This is a genomic window from Thermoactinomyces vulgaris (assembly GCF_005886755.1).
Lineage (GTDB): Bacteria > Bacillota > Bacilli > Thermoactinomycetales > Thermoactinomycetaceae > Thermoactinomyces > Thermoactinomyces vulgaris.
This window is the reverse complement of record NZ_CP039710.1, coordinates 1,060,977-1,085,358: the sequence shown is the minus strand read 5'-3', so window position 1 is coordinate 1,085,358 and position 24,382 is coordinate 1,060,977. Positions and strand designations below refer to the sequence as shown.

At 46.5% G+C, this 24,382-nt stretch carries 26 protein-coding genes and 4 tRNA genes; 4 read left to right on the top strand and 26 right to left on the bottom strand.

Annotation, left to right across the window (positions count from 1 at the left end; genetic code table 11):
- Window positions 1–49: 49 nt before the first annotated feature.
- From FA954_RS05670 to FA954_RS05660, 3 genes are all read right to left on the bottom strand, one after another.
- Window positions 50–1,384, bottom strand: a complete 1,335-nt coding sequence (locus tag FA954_RS05670; protein WP_165489737.1) for a helix-turn-helix domain-containing protein — start codon at window positions 1,382–1,384, stop codon at window positions 50–52.
- Window positions 1,385–1,601: 217 nt separating this feature from the next.
- Window positions 1,602–2,135 carry a phosphatase PAP2 family protein gene (locus FA954_RS05665; RefSeq protein WP_037995045.1) on the bottom strand — a complete coding sequence of 178 codons (534 nt, stop codon included), beginning with the start codon at window positions 2,133–2,135 and terminating at the stop codon, window positions 1,602–1,604.
- A gap of 151 nt (window positions 2,136–2,286) precedes the next feature.
- A complete protein-coding gene (locus FA954_RS05660) occupies window positions 2,287–2,499 on the bottom strand; it encodes a hypothetical protein (protein WP_049720307.1) in 213 nt (70 codons plus the stop codon).
- A 294-nt stretch (window positions 2,500–2,793) separates the two neighbouring features.
- On the opposite strand from FA954_RS05660, the gene FA954_RS05655 reads away from it, so the two are divergent.
- Window positions 2,794–4,140: a DNA recombination protein RmuC gene (locus tag FA954_RS05655; RefSeq protein WP_052186679.1), complete on the top strand. Its 1,347-nt coding sequence runs from the start codon at window positions 2,794–2,796 to the stop codon at window positions 4,138–4,140.
- A 151-nt stretch (window positions 4,141–4,291) separates the two neighbouring features.
- Here FA954_RS05655 and FA954_RS05650 read toward each other — a convergent pair whose 3' ends face one another.
- The 6 genes from FA954_RS05650 to FA954_RS05625 form a co-directional block, all read right to left on the bottom strand.
- Window positions 4,292–5,455: a DUF819 family protein gene (locus tag FA954_RS05650; RefSeq protein WP_037995047.1), complete on the bottom strand. Its 1,164-nt coding sequence runs from the start codon at window positions 5,453–5,455 to the stop codon at window positions 4,292–4,294.
- Between the two features lie 93 nt (window positions 5,456–5,548).
- Window positions 5,549–6,754 carry an ATP-grasp domain-containing protein gene (locus FA954_RS05645; RefSeq protein ID WP_069201540.1) on the bottom strand — a complete coding sequence of 402 codons (1,206 nt, stop codon included), beginning with the start codon at window positions 6,752–6,754 and terminating at the stop codon, window positions 5,549–5,551.
- Window positions 6,755–6,963: 209 nt separating this feature from the next.
- Window positions 6,964–7,356 carry a cytidine deaminase gene (locus FA954_RS05640; protein WP_037995049.1) on the bottom strand — a complete coding sequence of 131 codons (393 nt, stop codon included), beginning with the start codon at window positions 7,354–7,356 and terminating at the stop codon, window positions 6,964–6,966.
- Window positions 7,357–7,381: 25 nt separating this feature from the next.
- Window positions 7,382–8,038 (bottom strand): deoxyribose-phosphate aldolase, encoded by a 657-nt coding sequence (gene deoC, locus FA954_RS05635; protein WP_037995051.1) that lies wholly within the window; start codon window positions 8,036–8,038, stop codon window positions 7,382–7,384.
- Between the two features lie 15 nt (window positions 8,039–8,053).
- Window positions 8,054–9,358: a pyrimidine-nucleoside phosphorylase gene (locus FA954_RS05630; protein ID WP_037995053.1), complete on the bottom strand. Its 1,305-nt coding sequence runs from the start codon at window positions 9,356–9,358 to the stop codon at window positions 8,054–8,056.
- Window positions 9,359–9,572: 214 nt separating this feature from the next.
- Window positions 9,573–10,529 (bottom strand): DNA-binding transcriptional repressor DeoR, encoded by a 957-nt coding sequence (locus tag FA954_RS05625; RefSeq protein ID WP_037995166.1) that lies wholly within the window; start codon window positions 10,527–10,529, stop codon window positions 9,573–9,575.
- Window positions 10,530–10,887: 358 nt separating this feature from the next.
- On the opposite strand from FA954_RS05625, the gene FA954_RS05620 reads away from it, so the two are divergent.
- On the top strand, window positions 10,888–11,997 hold the full coding sequence (locus FA954_RS05620) for a S8 family peptidase (protein WP_425329141.1): 1,110 nt from the start codon (window positions 10,888–10,890) through the stop codon (window positions 11,995–11,997).
- 61 nt (window positions 11,998–12,058) lie between these two features.
- Here the strand turns inward: FA954_RS05620 and FA954_RS05615 are convergent, their stop codons facing one another.
- The 7 genes from FA954_RS05615 to FA954_RS05580 form a co-directional block, all read right to left on the bottom strand.
- Window positions 12,059–12,781, bottom strand: coding sequence for a hypothetical protein (locus FA954_RS05615; protein WP_037995059.1), 723 nt, complete (start codon window positions 12,779–12,781; stop codon window positions 12,059–12,061).
- 368 nt (window positions 12,782–13,149) lie between these two features.
- On the bottom strand, window positions 13,150–13,698 hold the full coding sequence (locus FA954_RS05605; protein WP_052186680.1) for a DUF4352 domain-containing protein: 549 nt from the start codon (window positions 13,696–13,698) through the stop codon (window positions 13,150–13,152).
- 229 nt (window positions 13,699–13,927) lie between these two features.
- Window positions 13,928–14,002 (bottom strand) — tRNA-Val (locus FA954_RS05600).
- Between the two features lie 38 nt (window positions 14,003–14,040).
- A tRNA-Ile gene (locus FA954_RS05595) sits at window positions 14,041–14,116 on the bottom strand.
- An 8-nt stretch (window positions 14,117–14,124) separates the two neighbouring features.
- Window positions 14,125–14,201: transfer RNA gene (locus FA954_RS05590), tRNA-Asp, on the bottom strand.
- Window positions 14,202–14,206: 5 nt separating this feature from the next.
- A tRNA-Met gene (locus tag FA954_RS05585) sits at window positions 14,207–14,283 on the bottom strand.
- A 70-nt stretch (window positions 14,284–14,353) separates the two neighbouring features.
- Entirely contained in the window at window positions 14,354–14,533 is a 180-nt protein-coding gene (locus FA954_RS05580) for a hypothetical protein (RefSeq protein WP_037995063.1), read from the bottom strand.
- Between the two features lie 258 nt (window positions 14,534–14,791).
- Here FA954_RS05580 and FA954_RS05575 point away from each other — a divergent pair, with 258 nt between their 5' ends.
- Together FA954_RS05575 and FA954_RS05570 are read left to right on the top strand one after the other, a co-directional pair.
- Window positions 14,792–15,304 (top strand): 2'-5' RNA ligase family protein, encoded by a 513-nt coding sequence (locus tag FA954_RS05575; RefSeq protein WP_037995065.1) that lies wholly within the window; start codon window positions 14,792–14,794, stop codon window positions 15,302–15,304.
- Window positions 15,305–15,321: 17 nt separating this feature from the next.
- A complete protein-coding gene (locus tag FA954_RS05570; protein WP_049720314.1) occupies window positions 15,322–15,756 on the top strand; it encodes a GNAT family N-acetyltransferase in 435 nt (144 codons plus the stop codon).
- Here FA954_RS05570 and FA954_RS05565 read toward each other — a convergent pair.
- The 10 genes from FA954_RS05565 to ispG form a co-directional block, all read right to left on the bottom strand.
- The gene (locus FA954_RS05565; protein ID WP_037995070.1) at window positions 15,753–16,592 is read right to left on the bottom strand and encodes a PHP domain-containing protein; all 840 of its coding nucleotides are present in this window, start codon (window positions 16,590–16,592) and stop codon (window positions 15,753–15,755) included. The genes FA954_RS05570 and FA954_RS05565 overlap by 4 nt on opposite strands.
- 23 nt (window positions 16,593–16,615) lie before the next feature.
- Window positions 16,616–17,272 carry a hypothetical protein gene (locus FA954_RS05560; protein ID WP_037995071.1) on the bottom strand — a complete coding sequence of 219 codons (657 nt, stop codon included), beginning with the start codon at window positions 17,270–17,272 and terminating at the stop codon, window positions 16,616–16,618.
- 206 nt (window positions 17,273–17,478) lie between these two features.
- The gene (locus FA954_RS05555; RefSeq protein WP_037995073.1) at window positions 17,479–17,688 is read right to left on the bottom strand and encodes a hypothetical protein; all 210 of its coding nucleotides are present in this window, start codon (window positions 17,686–17,688) and stop codon (window positions 17,479–17,481) included.
- 99 nt (window positions 17,689–17,787) lie between these two features.
- Entirely contained in the window at window positions 17,788–19,158 is a 1,371-nt protein-coding gene (locus tag FA954_RS13655; RefSeq protein WP_175413155.1) for a hypothetical protein, read from the bottom strand.
- A gap of 420 nt (window positions 19,159–19,578) precedes the next feature.
- A complete protein-coding gene (locus tag FA954_RS05545) occupies window positions 19,579–20,556 on the bottom strand; it encodes a 3D domain-containing protein (RefSeq protein ID WP_049720318.1) in 978 nt (325 codons plus the stop codon).
- A gap of 123 nt (window positions 20,557–20,679) precedes the next feature.
- Window positions 20,680–21,651, bottom strand: a complete 972-nt coding sequence (locus tag FA954_RS05540) for a VanW family protein (RefSeq protein WP_062843149.1) — start codon at window positions 21,649–21,651, stop codon at window positions 20,680–20,682.
- A gap of 62 nt (window positions 21,652–21,713) precedes the next feature.
- On the bottom strand, window positions 21,714–21,980 hold the full coding sequence (locus FA954_RS05535; protein ID WP_049720320.1) for a DUF1294 domain-containing protein: 267 nt from the start codon (window positions 21,978–21,980) through the stop codon (window positions 21,714–21,716).
- A 44-nt stretch (window positions 21,981–22,024) separates the two neighbouring features.
- Window positions 22,025–22,744 carry a gamma-glutamyl-gamma-aminobutyrate hydrolase family protein gene (locus FA954_RS05530; protein ID WP_037995080.1) on the bottom strand — a complete coding sequence of 240 codons (720 nt, stop codon included), beginning with the start codon at window positions 22,742–22,744 and terminating at the stop codon, window positions 22,025–22,027.
- A 113-nt stretch (window positions 22,745–22,857) separates the two neighbouring features.
- Window positions 22,858–23,073, bottom strand: a complete 216-nt coding sequence (locus tag FA954_RS05525; protein ID WP_037995082.1) for a DUF378 domain-containing protein — start codon at window positions 23,071–23,073, stop codon at window positions 22,858–22,860.
- A gap of 135 nt (window positions 23,074–23,208) precedes the next feature.
- Window positions 23,209–24,315 (bottom strand): flavodoxin-dependent (E)-4-hydroxy-3-methylbut-2-enyl-diphosphate synthase, encoded by a 1,107-nt coding sequence (ispG, locus tag FA954_RS05520; protein ID WP_037995084.1) that lies wholly within the window; start codon window positions 24,313–24,315, stop codon window positions 23,209–23,211.
- Between the last annotated feature and the right edge of the window lie 67 nt (window positions 24,316–24,382).

The window sequence follows — 24,382 nt, the reverse complement described above, 5'->3', positions numbered from 1 at the left end:
TTTCCTCCACCTGTTTGTCCCTTCAGGTGGAGGAAAACGGTTAAAACAATCAATGGACGGACAATTCTTTTTCTTGTTCCACGGCCATCTCGATTTTGTAAAGCTCGGTCACATACTCCTGAAACTTGTTGAGATCCACCCGTTCATAACACTGTGCCAGTTTTAAAATGATTTTGTGTTCCTCCTCCCGGTCGCCTTCCTTTCCCGCCAACTCCCGCGCTTTTTCATAATACAAAATGGCTTCTTGATATCTGGCTTGTTGCAGGTAGCAATCGCCCAAAGCCATGTACGTTTCCCGGCTCACTTCCGTCTGCCGGGATCGTTCGCAACCCAAAGCGGCTTCTTTCAAGACTTCCTCCGCTTCGCTCCATCGGTTTTGCCCCAAATAACTGAGGCCCAGGTGCGTTTGCCCCCGGATTTTTAACAGATCGTTTTTCAGTCTTTCCTGCAGGCTCAATACCGTCAGGAAACAGTCTTCGGCCTCTTCCCATTTTTTGATCAACAAATACACCTTTCCCATCAATTGCCATAACCTGCACGCTTTTCCCGCTTTCCCGTTGATCCGCGCCAGTTCGATTCCTTGGATGGCATACCGGATGGCCTCGTCATGCAACTTCAACTTCATTAACACCTTGATGCGAACCATGTATAATTCCAACACAGTATCAACGCTCTCAATGCAGCTGATCTCCTTCCAGAATTTTTCGATTTGGCGCAACGCTTCTTCCAGACGGTTGGCTTCATTCAGATAGATGATGCGTGAAACCTGCAAAAGATATTTGTAATGGCTCCGTTGTCCCTCTTCCTTAAAGTGGCTGATTCCTTCCTCGATATAGCTTAATGCTTGATTCCATTCTCTGTTTTCATAAGCAATGCGGCTTAATTCATGGTAACTGGCTGCTTTGATGTTGGTCATGGAACGGTCTTCCCGTTGTTCCATGATCCGGATCGCTTCCAGAAAGTAGTTTTTGGCCTTCACCCAGTTTTTCTTCTTTAAATAAATTTTCCCCCGCAAATAATGAATCATGCCGGCCAGCTTATGATTGGCGGGCACATCCAATTTGCGAAGCCGTTCCAATCCCTTGTCCGGATTCATCAAATCCACCATGCTCTCGATGGCGGTCAACTTTAAAACCATTTGCTCTTCTTCTTGTTTTTCTTTGGCCAACAAATCATGGGCCCGATCCAGATTCACATTTAACTTTTCCGCAATATACCGCACTTTTTCTTCATTGACATAAGTAATCCCCCGTTCGATATTGCTGATCGTGGAAGGAGAGATGAAATCGTCGGCCAGATCTTCCAGCCTCAGTCCCAATTCCTTTCTCCTTTTTCGGAGCAATTCCCCGATTTGAATTGGATGAATATAGTCCACGTTCTTCACCATCCCTGACACCTGATCAAATTTCACCACATATGTAACACTATATAAAATTTTCAGCTAATTTTTATGTCATGACGGGGTAAAGCACCCAAACATCCCCTGAAGAAAGAAAAAACCCCAACATTTTATGGGGTAATTAAATATTTAGATACGCTTATTCTACCATATTTTTTTGAAAAGAAAAAAGAATGAATCAAAAAAAGGAAATTCTCTCCCTTTATATCCTCTCAAATAGATTGACCACGATGAAAGCAAAACTGCTTCCCAAGAAGGTTCCGATCAACACATCGGTCGGATAATGCAAAGCCAGATACATGCGGGAGAATCCAATGATCATGGCATATGGAATCAAAATCATCATCATGACGGACGAATGAAGGGCAAACGTCATGGCAATGGAAAAAGCGGCTGTGGTATGGCCGGAAGGAAAAGAATAATCCGTCAGCGGATTTGGAAATGTGTGCAAATGCGTTAATTTCAGATAAGGGCGGATTCTTGGCTTATACTTTTTCAAAAACCGGACGGCCAAATGGCTTGTCCCCAGCGCAATCAATGCCTCCAACGCCCATCCTTTCACCGGCTTGGGCATAAAAAGAAGCCAGCCCAACAAAAAAACGATGGTCGCCGTGGCCCCTCCCAAATGGGTCACCCGGGGCATGAGCCAATCCAACAAACGACACTTGAAATGGCAATTCACCAGTTGGATCAAAAATTGATCCGATCGGGACAACCAGGATGTCAAACTTTTCATCAGACCTCACCTCCGTCTGTCTCAGCACCCCTGATGAAGAAAAACGATAAAAAGAAAAAGTAAATAAGGTGTTAATCTTGGGAGAAGATTAACACCCGTTTTCAGCATTGGTGATTGCCATGGTGCAACTCTTCCAAAAAGGATATATCCATCATTCCGTCGCCAACCCTTCCAACCGTTCTTTTATGTAACAACACAGGGTGGTTTGTTTTTCCGGATTTTTCTCAGCAGAAACGCCTTTTTCGATTCCTCCCGACTGAAGCAGCATTTCCCAATGATTCAGCCATATTTTATTGCTTGGTGGCATCAGTACGATCAGAGTCATGACAGAAGCTACGATGATCAAAAAAGACGTTTTGTTCATTTTTCACTCCTTATATTAAAACGCTTCGTCCTGTGTTTTCATTTTAAAAAGGAATACGGAGAGGGTCAAGATTCCACGGCTTGTATTCTATAAGATTTATTGAACAACATGGATCAATCTGGTCACAATTGTGGAAAACAAACATTCAGGTCCGGTAAACTGTTAAATTTTTTCCAACACCTAAAAAAACGACAAATCCGATCCTTGATCTTCCGCTCCCGGAGACGAAAGAAAAAAAGATCGCTATAATAAGATAAGGAATTTTTAACCAAAGACAAAAAGGTGGGATGCAGAGTGAGTACACTGATCGCCATCCTCTCTCTTCTTCTGAACGGGGGGGTTCTCTATTTTTTGTACCGGCAATCGCTCACGAAAACGAAAGAAAATCCTTGGAACGATCTTTTTTACCAGCTGCAAACGCTCCAAGCCCAGCAAGAAAAATTGGAAAAAAGAGTGCGGGAAGAAATGGGGTACAACCGTCAGGAGTGGAATACGTCTTCACTGGAAAACCGGAGAGAATTGCAGCAGTCTTTCACCACGTTGACCAAAGCCACTTTATCCACGCTACGCGAATCGGCATCGCAACAAAAAGATCTCTTGGACAGCTTTTCCAAACAACTGAATGATCTGACCCGGATGAACGAACAAAAATTTGATCATCTCCGGACCCAAGTCGAAGAAAAACTGGCGGCCATCCAAACCGAAAACCAGAAAAAACTGGAGGAAATGCGCAAAACGGTGGATGAAAAGTTGCACAACACCTTGGAAAAACGTCTTGGTGAATCCTTTCAATTGGTCAGCGAACGTCTGGAACAAGTACATAAAAGCTTGGGGGAAATGCAAAATCTGGCCACCGGTGTGGACCATTTGCGGAAAATATTATCCAATGTCAAAAACCGCGGGGTGTTGGGCGAAATTCAACTGGAGAATATTTTGGAACAAATGTTGTCTTCAGAACAATATGAAAAAAATGTGCGTGTCAAAGAAAACAGCAAGGAAAATGTGGAATTTTGCATCAAACTGCCTTCGAAACAGGAAGAAGGGAAATTTGTATTGCTTCCGATCGACTCCAAGTTTCCCCTCGCAGATTATCAGCGCCTGTTGGAAGCGCAGGAAAGCGGAGATGTCCATCAAATGGCCCAGGCCGGAAAAAACCTGGAAAACCGGGTCAAACAAGAAGCCAAAAAGATCAGCGAAAAATATATATCCCCCCCGAAAACAACGGACTTTGCCATTTTATTTTTGCCTTTGGAGGGTTTATATGCCGAAATCTTGCGCCGTCCGGGATTATGGGAAAGCATTCAGCGCAAATACCGTGTCTCCATTGTCGGGCCGGCAACATTGTCCGCTTTTTTAAACAGTTTGCAAATGGGCTTTCGCACTTTGGCAATTGAAAAGCATACCCATGAAGCTTGGGAATGGCTCAGCATTTTAAAAAATGATTTGTACCGGTTCGGAGACTACCTGGCCAAAGCACAAAGAAAAATTGAAGAAGCCGGAAAAACCATCGGCCAGGCGAGCCGGCAAACGGAAACCATGAAAAAGAAACTGAACAAAGTGGAAAACCTGCCCCAACCCAAAAGCATCCCCCCGACTCCGGCCGATCCCGAAACGGATGAATTAACGGATCAGGGGGAGTGACCGTGGAACAGGTTTTATCATGTGGTGAAACCGATCCGGCCGGAAACGGGCGGGTGGTTCAACACATAACGGGGTGTTCCTTGGGCAGACACAGACAGGCGACGCACCGGCTGCCCAAGGATGGAGTCCCTTTGACCGAAAACCAAAAATCTCAGATAATCATTCTCATGAGGTTCCCCACCATGATCCCGATATAATTGCCCACCGCGTAACCGAAGATCCCCATTAACACGGCGGGAGTCATTAATGAAGCCCAACCTTTGGACGATGCCAGCGCAAGGGCCGTCGATGGCCCTCCGATGGCCGCCTGGCTGGCCACCGCCAACATCTCCACTTCCAGTTTGAACCATTTCCCCACACCGAAAACAATCAGTGCATGTATGGCGATGACAAGAACGAGAAATAGAAACACCACCGGTCCTTTTTCCACCAATGTATTCAAGATAGTCCCGGCGCCCATGGTGGCAAAAAACAGATGAAGCAAATAATTCCCGATCGCCTCTCCCCCTTGCAACCGGGAGACCGGCGTAAACCAGGCCAACAACAGAGCCAATGTGGTATACCAGATCACACTTGGAATTTCAAGGCCGCTGGCTTGCTGAATCCATGGCGTGACCCATTCGGAGACTGCCACGATGGAAAAGGCAACCGCAAGCATTGCCGCCAGATCAAAAATCGTCACTTTTTTGGGTTGGAAGAAACCTTCACCGGCTTTTTCCCCTTTCTCTCCCTTGTCCTGAACCGAAGGGTAAAAGCGGCGGAATAACACCGGAATCACGGCTGTCGCGACCATCCAGACGTTGGTCATGATGTTGTCGGCGGCAGCTCCGGTCGCATACATGGTTTCTGATGTTTCAAGCGCTTTTCCCACCGCCGCATAATTAATCCCGCCGCCGATGTAACTGGCCGCAAATTGGGCGGTGATTTTCCAACTCTCTTCCCCGATCCGGCCGGCCGTCAAAAGCCCTCCCAACACTGCCCCGCAAACGGTACCGATGGCGGCGAGGCCAAAAGCGATAAACGCCGGTTTTCCCAATCGGCGCAAATTTCGAAAATCCGTGGATAACAGTAACAGGACAATGGACAGCGGTACACCGTAATCTCCGGCAAATTGATAAACGGGATTTGATTCCCCCAAAGAAGAAGGAATCACATGCAAATTGACCAAAACCGCCCCGCCGGTGATCACCAGGATCGCGGTTCCGAGAAAAGAGAAAAAACGGTATTTTTGATCCAGCCAAAAGCAAAACCAAATAAGTAAAGTGATTACGGCCCCCACTCCCAAAGGGCTGGTGATCCATGCATCTTGATTCATCCAACTCCTCCTTTTCAAACTCTTTGCTTTTCCACCATTATCATACATTCAATAAAAAAAGTCTTGGATAAAAATATCCAAGACGATACTGATCTACTTCCACTCCGTTTTTCTGTTCACCATTTCGACCGCCTCTTCAATCCGGCTGAGCACTTCTTGTTCCGTCCGTCCGGTAATCACCATGGTCACGACGTAATCCACGCTCGTGCTGGCTCCGGCATAAGATTGCCCCGGTTTGGCGAGCAACCGGTATTCCGTGATCCATTCCGGCAATTCTTCCGCTTTGGGTCCCTTTACAAACGTGCCGTATTTCGGGGGAATCCCGACAAAACCAAATTGGGTTTTTGGTTTTTTCTCTTTCTGCAACCGTTTTGGCAGCTGAACCGGTATCCCGCACTGGGCTTGTACAGAAAATTTCGTCAAATCAACCCCGAAAGCTTGGCGATACTCTTCGCAAATCCGGGATCCCCCGGTGCGGCAAGCCACCTCACACAAGACCAATTCATCATCCGGTGTATGGAACACTTCGGCATGAAAAGAAGTGTGCTCAGGCGTCGGCATTACTTTCAAAACGGAACAAACATACTCTTGCATACGCGCCGTCAGCGGATTTTGCGGTGACAACAAATAACTTCCCAAATATTTGCCCTCGTGAAAAGCCAAGCAATCATTCAAATACTTGGACGGCCAGCATAAAACGATTTCGCCGTTTAGAATCAAACCATCAATATGATACATTTCTCCCTCAATAAATTGTTCCACTTCCAGATTATGCTCCAAGCCTTTGGTCAGGTACCGGATGGTGTCGCGGTCATTCTCCAGAACGGTGGTGTTCCTCGACCCCATTCCGTCAACCGGCTTCACCACCACCGGATAATGATGATCCTGAATAAACGCATACAAATCAATGGCTGAATTCAAACGGGCATATTGAGGAACCCGAATGCGTGCCTCGCTTAGAATGGATTTCATTTTGACTTTATCGCGGAACGCGATGGCACTTTCCCAGGATTGCCCTTCAATCCCCAAATATTCCCTCAGCCTGGCTGCCCGCAGGATATCTCTCTCGGCCGTTGCAATGATGGTGTGATACGGATGTTCGCGGTACAATTGCAAAGCTTGAAATTCAATGGCAGAATTATAATCATAATTTTCAAAAGCAAAAACTTGGGCATATTGAGTAAAATCCTTGGCATAAGTGGTGTTTGTCATGAGATACAGATCCTCATTCAGTTCCTTCAACCATTGGTTATAAGGAACATCATAATGGGGCAATCGGTTGAAAATCAGTATACTCAAATTGTTTCCCCCTTTTTTCTGTCTTCTTGAGGATCTCAAAACACCGATAAATGAAGCAAATTCATGAACCCCCGACATTCAGGGTGCTCCTCTTAATATTAGAAAAAACGCTATTTTATGTCAATAAATATATGTATAAAATTATTAATTTTCTTTTAATTAAAAATACCTTGCGAAACCGGCTTCGCAAGGCTCAACAGACCGTGGATCTATAAGTCTTTTTTGGAGAATGAATAGGGAAGCAGTTTTCCAACGGTCGTCTCCATGACATCCCCCTTCAAATTGGACAGATAAACCGGCATGTCCGTATCGCAAAACTCTGAAAGCACCTGGCGGCACGCCCCGCAAGGCGAAACCGGCCCGTCTGTATCCGCCACCACGGCCATGGCGGAAAAAGAACGTTCGTTTTCTGAAACGGCCTTAAAGATGGCGGTCCGTTCGGCACAATTGGTCAGTCCGTAAGAAGCGTTTTCAATATTGGCCCCGCGGATCACTTTCCCCTCTTTGGTCAAAAGAGCGGCGCCGACTTTAAATTTGGAATAAGGGACATAAGCCCGTTCCATCCCTTTTTTGGCTTCCTCAATCAGTTGGTCACGGTCCATGGATCTCAACCTTTCTGCTTAATGCTTATTTTGCTTCCATGATTTTGACTCCGGAACTGGTTCCAATGCGGTTGGCTCCGGCATCAACCATTTTCATCAGATCCTCCAGGCTGCGTACGCCTCCGGATGCTTTCACGCCCAGATCGTCTCCCACCGTTTTGCGCATCAGTGCGACATCTTCCACGGTGGCTCCTCCTGTTGAAAAACCGGTCGACGTTTTGACGAAATCCGCCCCGGCTCTGGCAGCGATTTCACATGCCCGGACTTTTTCTTCATCCGTCAACAAACAGGTTTCAATGATCACTTTGGTCAACGCTTTTCCTTCGGCCGCCTTGGTCACTGCACGAATGTCTTCTTCCACTTCTTCATACCGGCCGCTTTTTAACAGACCGATATTGATCACCATATCGACTTCCGTCGCCCCGTTTTCAATTGCGTTGCGGGTTTCGAAGGCTTTGGTCTCCGGTGTGGTTGCCCCGAGCGGGAATCCGATCACCGTACACACCTTCACATCAGTCTCTTTTAAAATTTCACAGACCTGCGGAACCCAAACCGGATTGACGCATACGGACGCAAAATCATATTTTTTGGCCTCTTCCGCCAGACGGACAATCTGTTCCCTGGTTGCATCCGGTTTCAACAAAGTGTGATCGATCAGTTTGGCAATTTGACTTTTTTCCATTTCTTCTTCCTCCTGTCATCCTTGAACAATGTCGTGAATCAAAGCAGGCGGTTGAACCGGTTTTTGGCTGATCGCATAAGCCTGTTCCACTTTTTCAATGACGTCTGTCACCGACGAACGGTTGCTGTGAATGGTGACGAGTGTCTCTCCTTTGCGGACGGAATCGCCGATCTTTTTGTTTAACACCAATCCCACCGCCAAATCGATTTCGGATTCTTTGGTGGCCCGTCCGGCTCCCAGCATCATGGCGGCCGTTCCGATTTCATTGGCTGTGATTTCGGAGACATATCCGTCCTCTTTCGCTTTCACTTCCATCGTATACTTTGCGGTCAGCAACTGCTCCGGATGATCGACATACCGGTCGTCCCCGCCTTGCGCCCGGATAAATTGCTTCATGGTTTCAAGCGCTTTTCCGTTGTTCATGGATTCTTTGAGCAATGATCGGGCTTCTTCCGGAGTTTGGGCTTTGCCGGCCAGGCAAACCATGTGGCTGCCCAACGTCAAACAAAGCTCTTCCAGATCTTTCGGCCCTTTTCCTTTCAACGTGTCAATGGCTTCTTTGACTTCGAGGGCATTTCCGACGGCGAAACCGAGCGGTTGGCTCATATCCGAGATCACCGCCATGGATTTTCTTCCCACATTGCCGCCGATTTCCACCATGGTCCGGGCAAGTTGCCGCGCATCTTCCATGCTCTTCATGAAAGCCCCGGCTCCCACCTTCACATCCAATACGATGGCATCCGAACCGGAAGCAATTTTTTTGCTCATGATCGAACTGGCAATCAGCGGAATGGAATTGACGGTTCCGGTCACATCCCGCAAGGCATACAACTTTTTATCGGCAGGCGTCAGCTTTCCGGACTGGCCGATGACGGCGACTTTATTTTGATTCACCAGCCGGATGAATTGCTCATTATCCACCTCGACATGAAATCCGGGAAAGGATTCAAGTTTATCAATCGTTCCGCCGGTATGCCCCAGCCCGCGGCCGGACATTTTGGCAACCGGCACACCGACCGAACCCACCAGCGGCGCCAGCACCAATGTGGTGGTATCCCCCACGCCTCCGGTACTGTGCTTATCCACCTTGATCCCTTCAATGGAAGACAAGTCGATCTGCTCTCCCGAGCGGACGATTTCCATGGTAAAATGAGCGGTTTCCTCAGGAGTCATCCCTTGAAAATAAACCGCCATCAAAAAGGAGGCCATTTGATAATCCGGAATCTCTCCCCGGGTGTAACCTTGCACCAAAAACCGAATCTCTTCTTCGGTCAACGCCTTTTTATCTCTTTTCTTTTCGATCAAATCGATCATCCGCATTTTCCTAACGACTCCCTTCATTCTTTATCGCACAAAGCCATCCGACTTATTCCATTCCTGCCTTCAAAGCAAATATATCAAAGGGGTGAACATATGTAAATTAAAATATTAACAAATGTAAAACCAACATCTTTCCAATCCTCTTTCTCCTTATTATGATCGGCGAAACGGAAAATAAAAAAGAGCATTCAATCCGAATGCCCCGTATCGTCGCTCATTCGTTTTCTCCGCCGCTTTGTTCGTGAAGCAATCGGGCCGTGTGCTGATCTGTGATCAACACGTTGGCATACCGTCCCTGCAAAGCCCCGCGGATCGCCTTCACTTTATTCAATCCCCCCGCCACCAAAACGGAGTGCTCCTTTTTTCTCAATTCGTCCAATTCAATGCCGATGGTTCGTTGATTTAAACGTTCATCGCAAATCTTGCCGTTTTCATCATAAAAACGGGAGCAAATATCCCCGACGGCTTTGGCGGAGAGCAGTTCCAACTCTTCCTTGTTCAGATAACCCAACCGGAACAACAGGGAATCGGACAACGCTTCCCCGACGGTATAAACCGCAATATTGGCCTGTCTCCCCATTTTCAGCAGTTTTTGAATGTGCTTGTCGGCTTCGATTGCTTCTTTCACCACCGCCTTGTCGACAATGGCGGGAAGCGGGAGATAATGCGGAATCGTTCCGTAAGCTTGCCCGAACCTTTGCATGATTTCCGAGGCATAAGTATGCTCCGCCGAATAACTGACGCCTCCTTTTAATTGCACCACATGCACATGATTGACCGGCTTGTGCTTCAAATGAAGCGCAACCTGATACAAGGTTGTCCCCCAGGCAACACCGATCAAATCCCCGTCTGCAACGATTTGGTCCAAGTACAAGGCCGCCTGCCTGCCAAGCATTTTTTTCACCGTTTTTTCGTCATAGTTGTGAACCGGTACAATCAACACTTTTTTCATCCGGTATCTTTCTTTTAAAGCAGCTGCAAGTTGATCCAAACGAAGAGAAGGATCCACGATTTCAATCCGCACAATTCCTTCTTCTTTGGCCTGTTGCAAAAGGCGCGACACAGTCGGACGCGAAACCCCCAACTGGTTGGCGATTTCCTGCTGGTTGTAATCCTCCTGGTAATACATTTTGGCTGCTTGTATCAACATCTTGAGTTTTGTTTGGTCCATATTTTCACCCATCATCAATTCGTCACGCCCATTATAGCACGGATGGAATCCGGAACTCATCTTTCGCCGCCTTCATACGATGAAAAGAAGATTCCTTCCGTCTTTCGGTCAAGCGGACAAGAAAACACTTCCGCATTTTTCGACGGGAACTCCGGCAACGCTCTATTTTCCGAAAGGTTATTTTTATTATTTTTTAATATAAATTCATTTTTACAATAATGAATAAAATTCGTTAAACTTTTGTAACAAATTGAAAATAGAATCCTAACTGAAAATATTTTAGTATAGTATAGAAAGGATGAGCCCATTGCTGAAACGTGTATTGTCTCTGGCGGCCATCTTTGCATTGGGAACGTTTATGTCCATTCCGACCGTATCCAACGCCAACGCGGAGACGGTTCAAAAACAGCCTCAGGAAATTATCGTAAAATTCAAACAAAACGCAACATCTTCTGACGTTTCCGCCTTGCATGCCAAAGCAAAAGCCTCCATCACTTCCACCAATAAACAACTGGGTTATCAAGTGGTGAAAGTAAACGAAGGTCAAAACATGGAAGACGTACTGAAACAATACCAATCCAACCCCAATGTGGAATATGTGGAACCCAACCATGAAGTGCATGCCTTTTTCACTCCGAATGATCCCAGATACAGCGAGCAATATGCTCCTCAACTCGTCGGTGCTGAAGAAGCCTGGGATGTGACCCAAGGTTCTTCCAATGTGACGGTGGCCATCGTGGACACCGGGGTTGACTACAACCATCCCGACCTGCAAGGAAAAGTGATCAAAGGAAAAGACTTCGTTGACAACGATGACGACCCCATGGATGAAAATATGCACGGAACGCACTGTGCCGGAATCGCGGCTGCTTTGACCAACAACGGCGTCGGGATTGCCGGTATGGCTCCGAAAGTGAAAATTCTGGCAGAACGTGTTTTGGATGCGAACGGATCCGGCACCCTGGATTCCGTTGCACAAGGAATCACCCATGCCACTGACCAAGGTGCTGACGTGATCAGCTTGAGCTTGGGATCTCCCCAAGGCGCTTCAACATTGGAAAATGCCGTGAATTATGCCGCAAGCAAAGGAGCTGTTGTGGTGGCGGCAGCCGGGAACGAATCCACCAGCGCTCCCAGCTATCCGGCTTATTATGAAAAAGCCATCGCAGTTGCCGCAACCGACTCCAACGATAAAATCGCTTCCTTCTCGAACTATGGAAGCTGGGTTGATGTAGCCGCTCCGGGGGTAAACATTTTATCCACGGTTCCCGGCGGGGGATACCAAACGGCTTCCGGAACTTCCATGGCCACACCGCTGGTTGCCGGTCAGGCAGCATTGCTCGCCTCCCAAGGCAAAAGTGCCAGTGAAATCCGTCAAGCCATCGAAGGAACGGCTGACCAAATCTCCGGAACCGGCCAATATTGGGCACACGGCCGTGTCAATGCCGCAAAATCTGTCTCTCAATAATGAAGTCGAAAGCTGTCTGTGAAATCACAGACAGCTTTTTTTGATCAGCGGCTGAAAAAATTCATGAGGATACCGGTTTAAAAAATGAAACATGCCGTTTGCCGACTTTAAAATGATGAACCCGGTTGAATCCCTCATGCTCCGGTTTTATCTTCTGACCGGTAATAATGACGGCGACGGAGTTGTTTAAGTCCATCGCTTTCCACAGATTTTCAAACAGGGATTGGACCGGATTTTCATCATTTCCACGCCAGGAAACCAGATTCCCGTATGGGAGATCGGTGATGATGACCTGGACCCGTTGGACCGGGTTTTCATCCGGCTTCGTGATGTCCCTTTGAAAACAAGTGATTTGGATGGGTTCCTTCTTCAAATAAGCTTTTAACACCTGCACACTGTCCAACGCTTCTATATGCGAAGGTTTTCCATACTCCTTAACGTATTTCCGGATTTCTTCTTCTCTGCGACGAAGCCCTGCAAAAGAAAGCAAGGACAGATTTTTCCGCGCAAACGCCACCATTTTTTCATCATCATCCGAAGCCGCAATTTCACGGATCTTGGAAGCATGCAAAAAACCCAACACGGTCAACAGATAACCCGAACCACAACACGGATCATAGAGCTTGAACCCGTTTTTTTCTTCATTTAAAAACGATTGCGCCCGGTAAAAAATTTCGCTTGCCAACCGGACGGGAAACGGCGCGGAACCGGGGACATTGTACAACACCCGTCCGCTTGCAAAATCACGATAATCTTTCTTTTCGATTTCATAATGATACTTCATTGAATCACCCGATTGTAAATGTTATTCCTTTTGATTGAGAAACGATGTAACAGTCCGCACGAATTTGTCCGGCTGTTCTCTTTGCGGCCAATGCTTGCATTTTTCAAAGATCGCCAAGGGAAGATCCGGCGCATACACCTGAAATTTTTTGACAACGGCGCCAGTACTCCCCAGGACAGGCGGGCGGAATCGATGCCTCCCCCATGCAACAAAACAACAGGCGTTCCATTTTGATCCGGACAGGCTGTATGACCACTTACTCCTATTAAACCATTTTCCTTTGCGCTGATAAATCCGCTTTCACAGTGGATCAAAAAAACCGGGCAAACGGTGCTTCCATTTCTCCCTGCCCGGATCATCAGCTGTCATCAGGAGTGTTGCAATGCCACTTCAAATTTGATTTCTTTTTCATCCGTAAGATTAGGCTTATAAAGGAGCACATATTTTTCTTTTTGGGGAACATCAAAATAGAGGACGCCTTTTTTCGTCTCCCCTTTTTGCAAATCGGCCTTCATAAACCCGTCATCATAGGAAAAATAACTTTGCAATGCGTTCCCGTCCTCATCATATAAATTAAACGCTTCTACCCCCACACTCACCGGTTCATCCTTCTGGTTGGCCAACTGAAATTGAACCGCCAACACTTTTCCCTTCTCCGGCGGAATATATTTGTTTCCGTCTTTTAAAACGGCGCTTTGGACGGTGATCTCCAGCCCGTCAACAGCCGCGGTTTCACCGGTTTGAAACACTTTTTCCTCTTTGGTCGGTTCTTGTTTCTCCTCGGCATCCGTTTTTTCCTCACTGACCGCCGCGAGATTTTTCGCTTTCGGCTCCGCTTTTTGTCCTTGCGTGGAGCAACCCGTCAACACACCCCCTGCGAACAAAAGCGTTGCCCCCCATAAGATCCATCGCTTCATCCAATCCCTCCTTACCTTGGTCTCCGGATAATTCATTCGTATTGAAATCAAAAGTTTTTGTCCGGACCGGACAACCGGGATTGGATGAAGACACAAAAAGCCCGCTCCCCTCATGGAAATCCCCCCATGAAAAGAAGCGGGCTCCGGCCGGCGTCAATTTTGAAACGGATCTGACACAGCGTATCCGTTTATCAAGCAAAAACCCCTTCTTTTGTGAAGGGGTTCGATTTGGTGGGCAGTATTGGAATCGAACCAACGACCTCTTCCGTGTCAAGGAAGCGCTCTCCCCCTGAGCTAACTGCCCAAGTTTTGAATAGTTTGTGAATAGAAAAGGAAGTGATATGGTGGGCCCAACAGGACTCGAACCTGTGACCGATCGGTTATGAGCCGACTGCTCTACCAACTGAGCTATAGGCCCATTAAAGATGGCGGAGCTGACGGGATTCGAACCCGCGATCTCCTGCGTGACAGGCAGGCATGTTAGGCCTCTACACCACAGCTCCACATTTGGTTGCGGGGACAGGATTTGAACCTGCGACCTTCGGGTTATGAGCCCGACGAGCTACCTGACTGCTCCACCCCGCGTCGTTTTCCGCTTTGTCATCAGCGACATGTTTTAATATACAATAATTCTCTGGAACATGCAAGGGGTTTTTTAAAATTTTTTTCTCCAAATGTACCGCACCCCGTATTTCCCTTTTTTGGAGCGGAATACTTCCACTTCCTCCGGGCTGTCGTAACCATACAGCCACCAATCTTCCTGCATGCGTGTTGCCAGGCAGCGCGCTTGAAACGAACTGTCAAACAATTTGGCCCAATAAATCCACTTTGTCATTTTTCACACCCTCCTTGTATGTCTATTTTTTCCGCGGCGCTTCCTTTTCATGCCTGGATAAACGCATATTTTTGCCTGGTTTCATAACCGTTCAATGTGAAACGCATAAAATAAAACAACCATTGCAACACCTCTACATTCCCTCCTCTGAGCAGGCAGGCCGGATCTTTGCGGCCTGTCTTATTCTTTGCAGACAGATGCGTTCTGCTTAAATAAAAGTTATAATAAAAGGAGTCACTATTTTGAGGAGGGATTCAGATGTACTACGGCATTGTTGCCTTTCCACAGAAACATGTCCAAGACAAAGTAAACGCTTTACGAAAACGCTATGATCCGCATTATTCCTTAATTCCCCCGCATATCACTTTAAAAGAGAAATTCGAACTTTCTGACGACAAACTCGAGAAAGCGGTTCAAGATCTGGAGAGAATCGCCAAAGAAGTCAAAGCGTTTCAAATTAAATTCCATAAAATCAGCCACTTTCATCCCACCAGCAACACCATCTATTATGCCATTGAAAATGGAGAGCCTTTGGTCAAATTGCACAATAAAATCAGCGAGGTGTTTGAAAGCGTCGAAGCTCCCTACAAATACATCCCTCATCTCACGATCGGGCAAAAAATGGCGGAAGATGAGTTGCATGATGTTTACGGAAGCTTGCGAATGAAAAATGTGCAAATGGAATCAAAAATTGACCGTTTTCATTTGATGTACCAATTGGAAAACGGTTCTTGGAGCATTCATCAATCTTTCCTGCTGGCCAAGGACTGAGAAAGGAAGGTATGCAATTGGCAGACACCACCGTAAAACAAGCGACCGGCTCCAAAGAAATGGAGCTTGTCTATTCGATCCGGACCAAGGTGTTCATCGAGGAACAACAAGTGCCAAAAGACTTGGAAATGGACGAATGGGAAGAAAAATCCGTCCATTTCCTTGCCTGGCTGGAAGACATTCCCGTCGGAACCTGCCGCCTCCGTTTTATTGACCATGATACGGGCAAAGCGGAAAGAGTGGCCGTTTTAAAAGAGTACCGAAAAACCGGTGCCGGCACGAAATTGATGGAGGCATTGGAAACCTTCGCCCGGCAAAAAGGGGCCAAAAAAGTCTTGCTGTATGCGCAAGTCTCCGCGTTGCCCTTTTACGAGAAGTTGGGTTATGTCGCTTTTGGCACCCCGTTTGAAGATGCCGGGATCTTACACATGCGGATGGAAAAAATTTTCTAAAGATAAAGGCGATGTTTTTTCAAGTCCTTTATGACGGAGATGTCTGTTGTGCATGTGCCCAGCGGCGCGTGATACATGGAACCGTTTCGCTCCCCGTGAAAGTCCGAGCCCGCTGTTTTCAGCACTCCCAGTTGATCCGCCAACTCCTCATAATGTCTTTTTTGATCGGCCGGATGATCAGGATGGTTCATCTCTATGCCATCCAATCCTTTCTCCACCAAGAGCGGGATCAAGTCGTCTTGCTCATAAAGACCGGGATGAGCAATGACGGCTGCTCCTCCGCTTTGATGAATGCATTCAATCGCTTCAAACGGAGAAATCCGCTCAACCACCGCATAAGCTTTCCCATCTTTCCCCAAATACTGATCAAACGCTTCGTCCATCGTTTTTACGACGCCTTTATCGATCAATACTTCGGCAATATGCGGCCTCCCCGGATTTTTTCGGGCATTTCTTTTCTTTTTGGCGATGACCTCCTCATAAGTAACCGGAATCCCCAATTCGTTTAAACGGTCGATGATTTTCAAATTGCGTTGATGCCGGGCTTCTTGCTGTTTCTTTAATATTTTGAGGAGACGGTTGTCATACATATCAATATGGTATCCCAGCATGTGAATTTCTTTCCCCTGCCACATTGTACTGATTTCCACACCGGGCACCACTTCAATTCCCCGTTTTTTTCCTTCTGCCCGGGCTTCTTCGATTCCCTCGACGGTATCATGGTCGGTGATGGCGATCCCTTTCAACCCGGCTTCCTCCGCCAGCTGCACCACACCGGCGGGAGAAAACAAGCCATCCGAAGCCGTTGTATGCACATGTAAATCCACTTTCCCCATGCAAAACCCCTCCATTCATTGATTCAAAAAACAAACCGAAACAGCCCCATCCCTTCGCCTTTCATCCAGATCCGCACCGGAACCGTCCGGTTCTTCCGCTTTTCAAAAGACCATGCCTGCATCTTTTGTGCCTGCTCTTTCGTCAAAAAAACAACCGGCTTTAATGGATAAAACCTGACTCCCACCTTGACCGGCCTCAACAAGGCATAGTATGTGCACCCTGTCCCCGGTCCATCCGTCCCGGACCACTCAACACGGCATTCGGTCGCATCTTCCAGCAAAGAGCGAAGCTTCACCGTTTGGCCTTCTTGTTGCATCTCATATAACGAATAATAAGACGCAATCAACTTGGAAGCATATTCCCAATAATCATGAAGCTTGGCTTCTTTCAGTACGAATTCCACCATCCTTTCCTGTTTGACATTAAAATAGTCATACAAAAACCACTGCTGAAATATTTGTTCGGGGAGAATGTCCGCTGTTGATTCTTTGGTGCGTTGGTAACCGGTACATCGCTGAAACCAATAAAGAGCCCGCATCTTTTCCCGGATGGAAATCAACCGCCGGGCCCATTGCTCCACTTCTTGAAGCATGGTTTGAAACTCTTTTTCTTTTTGCCGCTGCCATTGCTCCCGCCAATTCGTAAAGTGAATCATTTCATGGTTGGAATTGGAATGCATCCGGATTCACTCCCTCTGTAACATCAAACACGAAGTCCGGCATGAAATCAAACTCGATGGAGGCATGTCCAGGGGCAAACAACGCATTTCAATCCCTCCTGCGGGCAGGATTTTCATCCGGACAAAGGAATCCAGGCCCGTTGAATTTTGTAGTACAAAAAAAGAGTACCCGCTTCAGACCGGGTACTCTCCTCACTCAACACCTTTTACTTCCGTTTTTTGATCTCCTCTTTCATCCGTTCCGCCAATTGCTTCGGGTCCTGATTGGTTGAACGCGTATTTTCATTCACACCCAACTCACGACCCACTTCATTCATCAGTTCTTCGACCTGTTTTTTATTTTGCCCTTGTTGATTGTTGCGTTGTTGTTTTTGATCTTTTTCCCGTCCAAATAATTGGTTGAGAAAGCGGAACATTCGAAGATCCCCCTTTTGGTTGAGTGATATGCTTATTATTTTCTTTTTTGTTCTTTTGCATACAAAAAAGAAGCCACCCCTTGCTATGGCTTCTTTTTATCATTTCTGACTTATTAGTTGTGCCGGATTGTCAAAAACCACCACCGGATAGACCCCGTCGATCTGCGTAAAATAACAACCCGTTTCATTTTTTGCAAGCTTTCCCCGGATCCAAAAACGCTGTTCTGTTGTAAACGAGGGAACCGCCGACAGATGGACAGGTTTCCATTTCCCTTCCAGATAGACCACCGGTCCGGAAGAAGAAAAAGTAAACATCGACATTTCCTGTTTCTCTTCAACCGTTTCCGGATTCTTTTCAGCCTGACAAATGCCATGATCCAAAAGCCATTTACGCACTTCAACCGCAACCGGCAAGGTACGGATCAAATAAATGTAAACTTTCCGGAACACCGGATAAACGTGAGCCATCTTTTCGCTTTCCAACCAGCGGAAAAAATACTTCAGTGTGTTGAGGAAAACGCGGGAACCCTGAGGTGTGCATTTTCCCTGATCCAAATACCATTTACTGAGAAAATGAATAAACGCCTCTTCATCCAAATGCTCCCAGCGAAACCGGTTTCCGAACCGGGAGGACAGGTATTGGTACAATTTATCGATCGATTGGCTGTACAAAGCTTGCGTCCCTTTTTGGAAAGAAGAAACATATTGAATGAAAAATTGTTCAAATTGCTGCATGACATACAAAGGCAACGTTTCATTTTTCTCCTCCAAGACAGGCCATCCGGAGGTTTTTTCTTCTGAAACTTTTGGCCCTGTTTGAACAGATTTTGAATTTTCCATTTCTTCTGCACGTTGAATGGACCAACCAAAAACTCTCCAACCGTTCTCCCAAGTCGTATACTTATTTTCTTCTTCCAAGTGGTTGTATTTCTCTAGTTGCAAAAGTATCTCCCCTCTCATCTCATGCAAGAAGGATGTATAAGGGCCAATCAGTTCATAATGATTGCCGATTCGGACAAACCGCCCGAAAATCAAAGGTGCCGGCGGATATTCTCCTGCCGGATGCTTCACCGTCATCTCCCCGCCGCCCGTCAGCATCCGATAGACCGCTTTTTGTTCATCAAAATCCAACAACTCGTAACAAGTAAAGCGGGATTGGCAAAAGCTTTTTGCAAGTCGTTTTTGGTAGGGATTTTTTTTCAAAAGTGTGGAGGCCCAGATCTCTACGGGACGTTTATGATTCAGGCTGGGTGCATCAAACAACAGCCAAAATCGGAAGAAAGCGGACATGTCGTGCGGAATCGGCTTTTCAGGCGGAATGTTCAGCAACTGCTTAAAACGGTCGACCCAATCCAATTGCATTTCTGGTGGCATGTGTCGATGGAACCATTGATTAAACTCATGCAGCAAATCATTCTTCAGTTGACTTTCCCGATCTTCTCTTGCTTTTTCAGCTACAGACAGAGTCACTACCCTTTCACAACATTTTTTGTACTTTTTTCCACTGCCGCACGGGCAGGATTCATTCCGACCTACCATCGTCACACCTCGGATGAAAGATTCCTTGTTTTCAAGTATAGCTCAATCAGCTACCGAAAACAAAGAAAATATCACAAAATATACCAAATATCTGCTTGCATTTCCCCCATACATCACTTTATTCTCACTAACAATATTCCTCTATCTGAGGAAATTTAAACCAAAATGTGACGGCATGATCGGATGGTTTGAATGCTTCATGGAAGGATGGTGTAGCCGGGGCCGTTTGGAGATCATTGCGAAGGAAACGATGTCTCTTCACCCAAGAAGAACTCCCTGCTATAAAAATAATTCCCTATTCAACAAAAAAAACCTGCAATTCTTTTGATTGCAGGTCCACTTTTTTCTATTTTATTTTAAAATCTTGATCGTTACCGTTCTTCTTCCCCATTGGATCGCTTCACTTCTTGTTTCAAAAAACAAATCGATGATATGGCCTTGCACTGCTCCTCCGGTATCTTCCGCCACTCCATAACCGTAACCCGGAACATACAGTTTTGTTCCCAAAGGAATCACATCCGGATCCACGGCAATGGTTCCACGACGCGGGTATGTACCTGTTGCGGTTCTGCTGCCTGTATGGGTGTAACCAGTGGCCTGAACGGTCAATGTGCCGGCAGACGCCAATTGGGTGTCTTCTTTTTCAGCCAATTCTTCATTCGTGCCAATTTTTACAATTTCTTCGACAGGCTGAACCGTATCCACCAATCTTTGCTTCACCACTTGTTTCCCGTTTTCCTCCATGGGCTCCCCGTTTTTATACATCATGGCGACTTCGTAGATTTTCTTCCCTTTTTTCCCTTCTTGCTCCACTTCTTTTTCGCCTTTGGCCAATTCTTTATCTTCAACTTCCTTGGTTTTATAAGGCACCAGTTCTATTTTTTTCTGAATCCGCTGTTCATAACGATCCACGACGATTTTCACGCCGTCTTTGATTTTCTGATTCAGAGGCTGATTGACTTCATCCCACTCGGAAATTTGAATGTTTTTTTCTTCCAAGACATCACCAACGGTCGTCTTCGAAGTCTCGAACGTTCCCATGTCCTTTCCGCCGACTTGAAGCGAGACTTCACATTTGCAGATCAATTGAACTTGGTTATGTCCTTTAAGAGGTTGGTTCCACTGAATGCTCGGCGAATATTTCCGTTTCAACTCCGCCACATTCAAACCAGCCCCCTCCAACGCCTCTGCCAAAGTATGATCACTTGATTCAAGCTTGATCATTTTGGATTGGTCACTGAACGTGACTTCCACTTGTTGGGAAGACCCGGAACATCCTGCCAGCAGGAGAAAAATCATCGCAAGGCTGCTGAGAAGGGTCTTGTTCATCCAATACCTCCTTCGGTGAGCCTGAAACAATGACTTGATTATAGCAAATGTTCCCGGAATGATCTACGAGTCACCAACTTTTGTCAAATAATCACCCATTTTTATTAAAGATATGTCGCCGGCTTATCCAAGATTCGCCTTTTTTTCTTTCACTTCCTCCCGAATGGATTCTTTTTCACTCGGAGGCTCGGGAACTTCACGCGGAAAATGACGGGCATCGCTCGGAGCATAAATATGAATCGTCAACATTCCTTTCCTGACGCCGGCTGCAATCAAAATCGGTTTGGAAAGCGTATTTTTAAACTTGAAATCTGGCCCTCCCCAGGATACGGTGGCATCCCGGTTTTTGGGCACGTAAGCCACCCGGCGGCTGTGGCTGTTTCGTTCAACAATTTCAAGCCCCGCCATATCAACGGCATTAAACAGAGTGGATGAAGTTTGGCAAATGCCGCCGCCCACCCCTTCGCTGTATTCCCCTTTTACGATGATCTTCGCCATCCGGTATCCCCGCGCTCTGGAACGAATTCCGACAACTTTGTTAAAGGAAAAGGTTTCCCCGGGCATCAGCACATGATGGTCGATGGCTTTGGCGGATAAATAGATATTATGCGAGCGGTTTACATTTCTGTAATTAAAAAATGTGGTATAACTGCCCAATACTTTTTCTTTTAATTGCAATAGTTCCTTCGTGGTAAGTTCCGGCATGGACCACTGAACGGGCAAATCAACCGGGCGATTGATGTAATCATGAATTTCGTCAAACCATAATTTGATTTTTTGGCGGTCCACCTTGACTCCAAGTTGATGAGGAACCACCTTGCGATCCTTGTAGTATGCCGGTTGAGGCTTGCGATTCACCTCTTTTTCGATAGTCTCACGGATTTGATTCATGAGCGCATCCTGATTCAAAGTGGTCGGGTCGATCCCGTCAAAACCGATTTCACGCAAATCCAAACTCCACTCGTTTTCGCCAAACCTCACCATCAACCGGACTTCCGGATCCTTTTTTTCCTGAAAAGACCATGCCGCTTCCGGAAAGAAAAACAAGCTTGACAAAAAAAGAATAAAGAGAAAAATCGGTTTAGTTCGCTTCATAAATGAAACCCCCTTTTTGATCCATAGTTTGCATCAAAAAGGAGGCGGGTATGAAAAAACGGCTAGATGATTTCCCACAAAACATAAAGAAAAAACAAGTTCCATGCAAAGAGCACAGGAACCCCGATGCGAAAAGACCGGTGCAGGGTCTTATGGCGAAAAGCTTTCATCCCCATCCAAACCCCGGTGGCCCCTCCAAAAAAAGACAGCAAAAAAAAGGCGCTTTCTCTGACCCTCCATTTCCGTTTCATGGCTTGGGCTTTATCCCATCCCATCAGCAAAAAACCAAATCCGTTTAAAATCATCCAAGCAAGAATCAATAAAATCATCACCATACTCCGCATATTAACACAGGAACCGGAGGTTGTCGAATTCAGGTTTCCCCCCTTTTTCTTCTGATGCAAGCCTCCACAAAAGCACAAAAGAGACGGTGTGCATCGGCATCCCTTTTCACCATGTCCTCCGGATGCCATTGCACTCCCATCATAAAAGGGTGTTCTTTGCTTTCGAACGCTTCAATGACCCCGTCTTTAGACACGGCCGAAACACGAAAAGGTTCCACGACATTGCGGACCGCTTGATGGTGAAAGCTGTTCACCTTGGCCAGCCCTTTTTGATAAATCGATTGGAGCAAGGTATCTTCCACAATGGTAATGGTGTGGGAAGCATGATCCCTTGGCGCCCGCTGTGCATGCTGCAAAAGGGTTTGCTTTTGGGCGGCAAGGTCCTGGTACATGTCTCCTCCGAGCGCAATGTTTAAGATCTGGCAACCGCGACAAATCCCCAGGATGGGCTTGTTTTGCTCCATGAACTGTTCAATTAACGCGATCTCCATCTCATCGCGGTCCGGAACGATTTCACCCAATCCGGGATGCGGCTCTTCATCAAACAAGGTCGGATCGATATCCCCTCCCCCGGTCAAAATCAATCCATCCAATTTTAAGCTCAGTTGTTGAATCACGTGATCTTCCACGGTATAGGGAATGACCAGGGCGATCCCTCCGGCTTCAAACACCGCATCACTGTAAGCTTTGGAAAGATATTGTTTGATCTCGTTTTCCAAAGACATCGTCAGTCCGATGAGCGGTTTCATTTTTGCCTCCCCCTTTCTTTTTTGATCTTAACTTATTTCCTGATTTTACGAAAGAATCAAATTTTTTATCCCCGAAAAAACTCCAGACGGATTTGCCCGGAGTTTCACTCATGTTATTGGGATTCGGCTTTTGTACGGTCGTCAAAGAGGAAGCGAATCGCATAAATCCCCGCAATCCCGACCAGGGCATAAATGATGCGGCTGAGAAAGGAGGATTCCCTGAAAGCTTCGCCTCCGAAAATGGCCGATACCAAATCCCATTGAAAAAGTCCTACCAACAACCAGTTTAATGCGCCAATAATCACCAAGATCAAAGCTAATTTTCTCATGAGGTCCCTCCTTTAACTTGGGATCAGCAATAGTATCACAAAAAAAAGCGGGATTTATACATGGAATTGGAAAAATGCCGGAAACCCGTTTTCCGTGCAATGAAAAAGCCATCCTTTTTTAAGGATGGCTGTTCTTTAAGCATTGAGAACGTTTTGTTTCTCTGCTTCTTGTTTTTTATAATACTCTTCCGCGAGCTTGTCGATTTCTTTTTTAAGTTCTTCAACCATTTTCTCTTCGGGAATTTTGCGGATAATCTTGCCGTGACGGAACAGCAATCCTTCTCCACGGGCCCCGGCAATTCCGATATCCGCTTCTTTAGCTTCACCCGGACCGTTTACGGCACATCCCAACACAGACACTTTGATGGGCGCTTGGATATTTGCAATGTACTCTTCAATCTCGTTGGCAATGGAGATCAAATCGATCTCGATCCGGCCGCAGGTGGGACAAGAAATCAAAGTGGCGGCATTGGCTGCCAATCCGAACGATTTCAGCAATTCGCGGGCCACTTTCACTTCCTCCACCGGATCGGCACTCAGGCTGATCCGAATAGTGTTTCCGATTCCCATTGCCAAGAGTGCACCCAAACCGGCCGAACTTTTCACCGTTCCGGAAAACAACGTTCCCGATTCAGTGATTCCCAAATGCAAAGGATAATCAAATGTTTCGGCCGCCAATTTATATGCATCAATCGCCAACCGGACATCCGAGGCTTTTAACGAAACGATAATATCATGAAAATCCAACTCTTCCAAAATGCCGATATGGTACAATGCGCTCTCAATCATGCCTTCTGCCGTCGGGTAGCCGTATTTCTCCAAGATGCGTTTTTCCAAAGATCCGGCATTCACACCAATCCGAATGGGAATCCCTCGTTCCTTGGCGGCTTTGACGACCGCTTCCACTTTTTCGCGGCGGCCGATGTTTCCCGGATTGATACGGATTTTGTCAATCCCGCCTTCAATCGCTTTTAATGCCAACTTATAATCAAAATGAATATCCGCAACCAGGGGGACATTCACTTCTTTTTTAATCAACGGAATGGCCTCTGCCGCACGCTGATCGGGACAAGCCACGCGCACAATCTGGCATCCGGCTTCTTCCAGCTTCTGAATCTGCTCAACGGTTGCTTTGACGTCATGGGTTTTGGTTGTGGTCATGCTTTGTATCACAACTTGGTCGTTTCCCCCGATTTGGATATTTCCCACTTTTACCGGTCGGGTTTTTGTACGATGTACCATCAAGGATTCGCTCCTTTTAAATGTAGGTAAATCTATAATCGATTAATAAGGTCGAAACTCAATTATA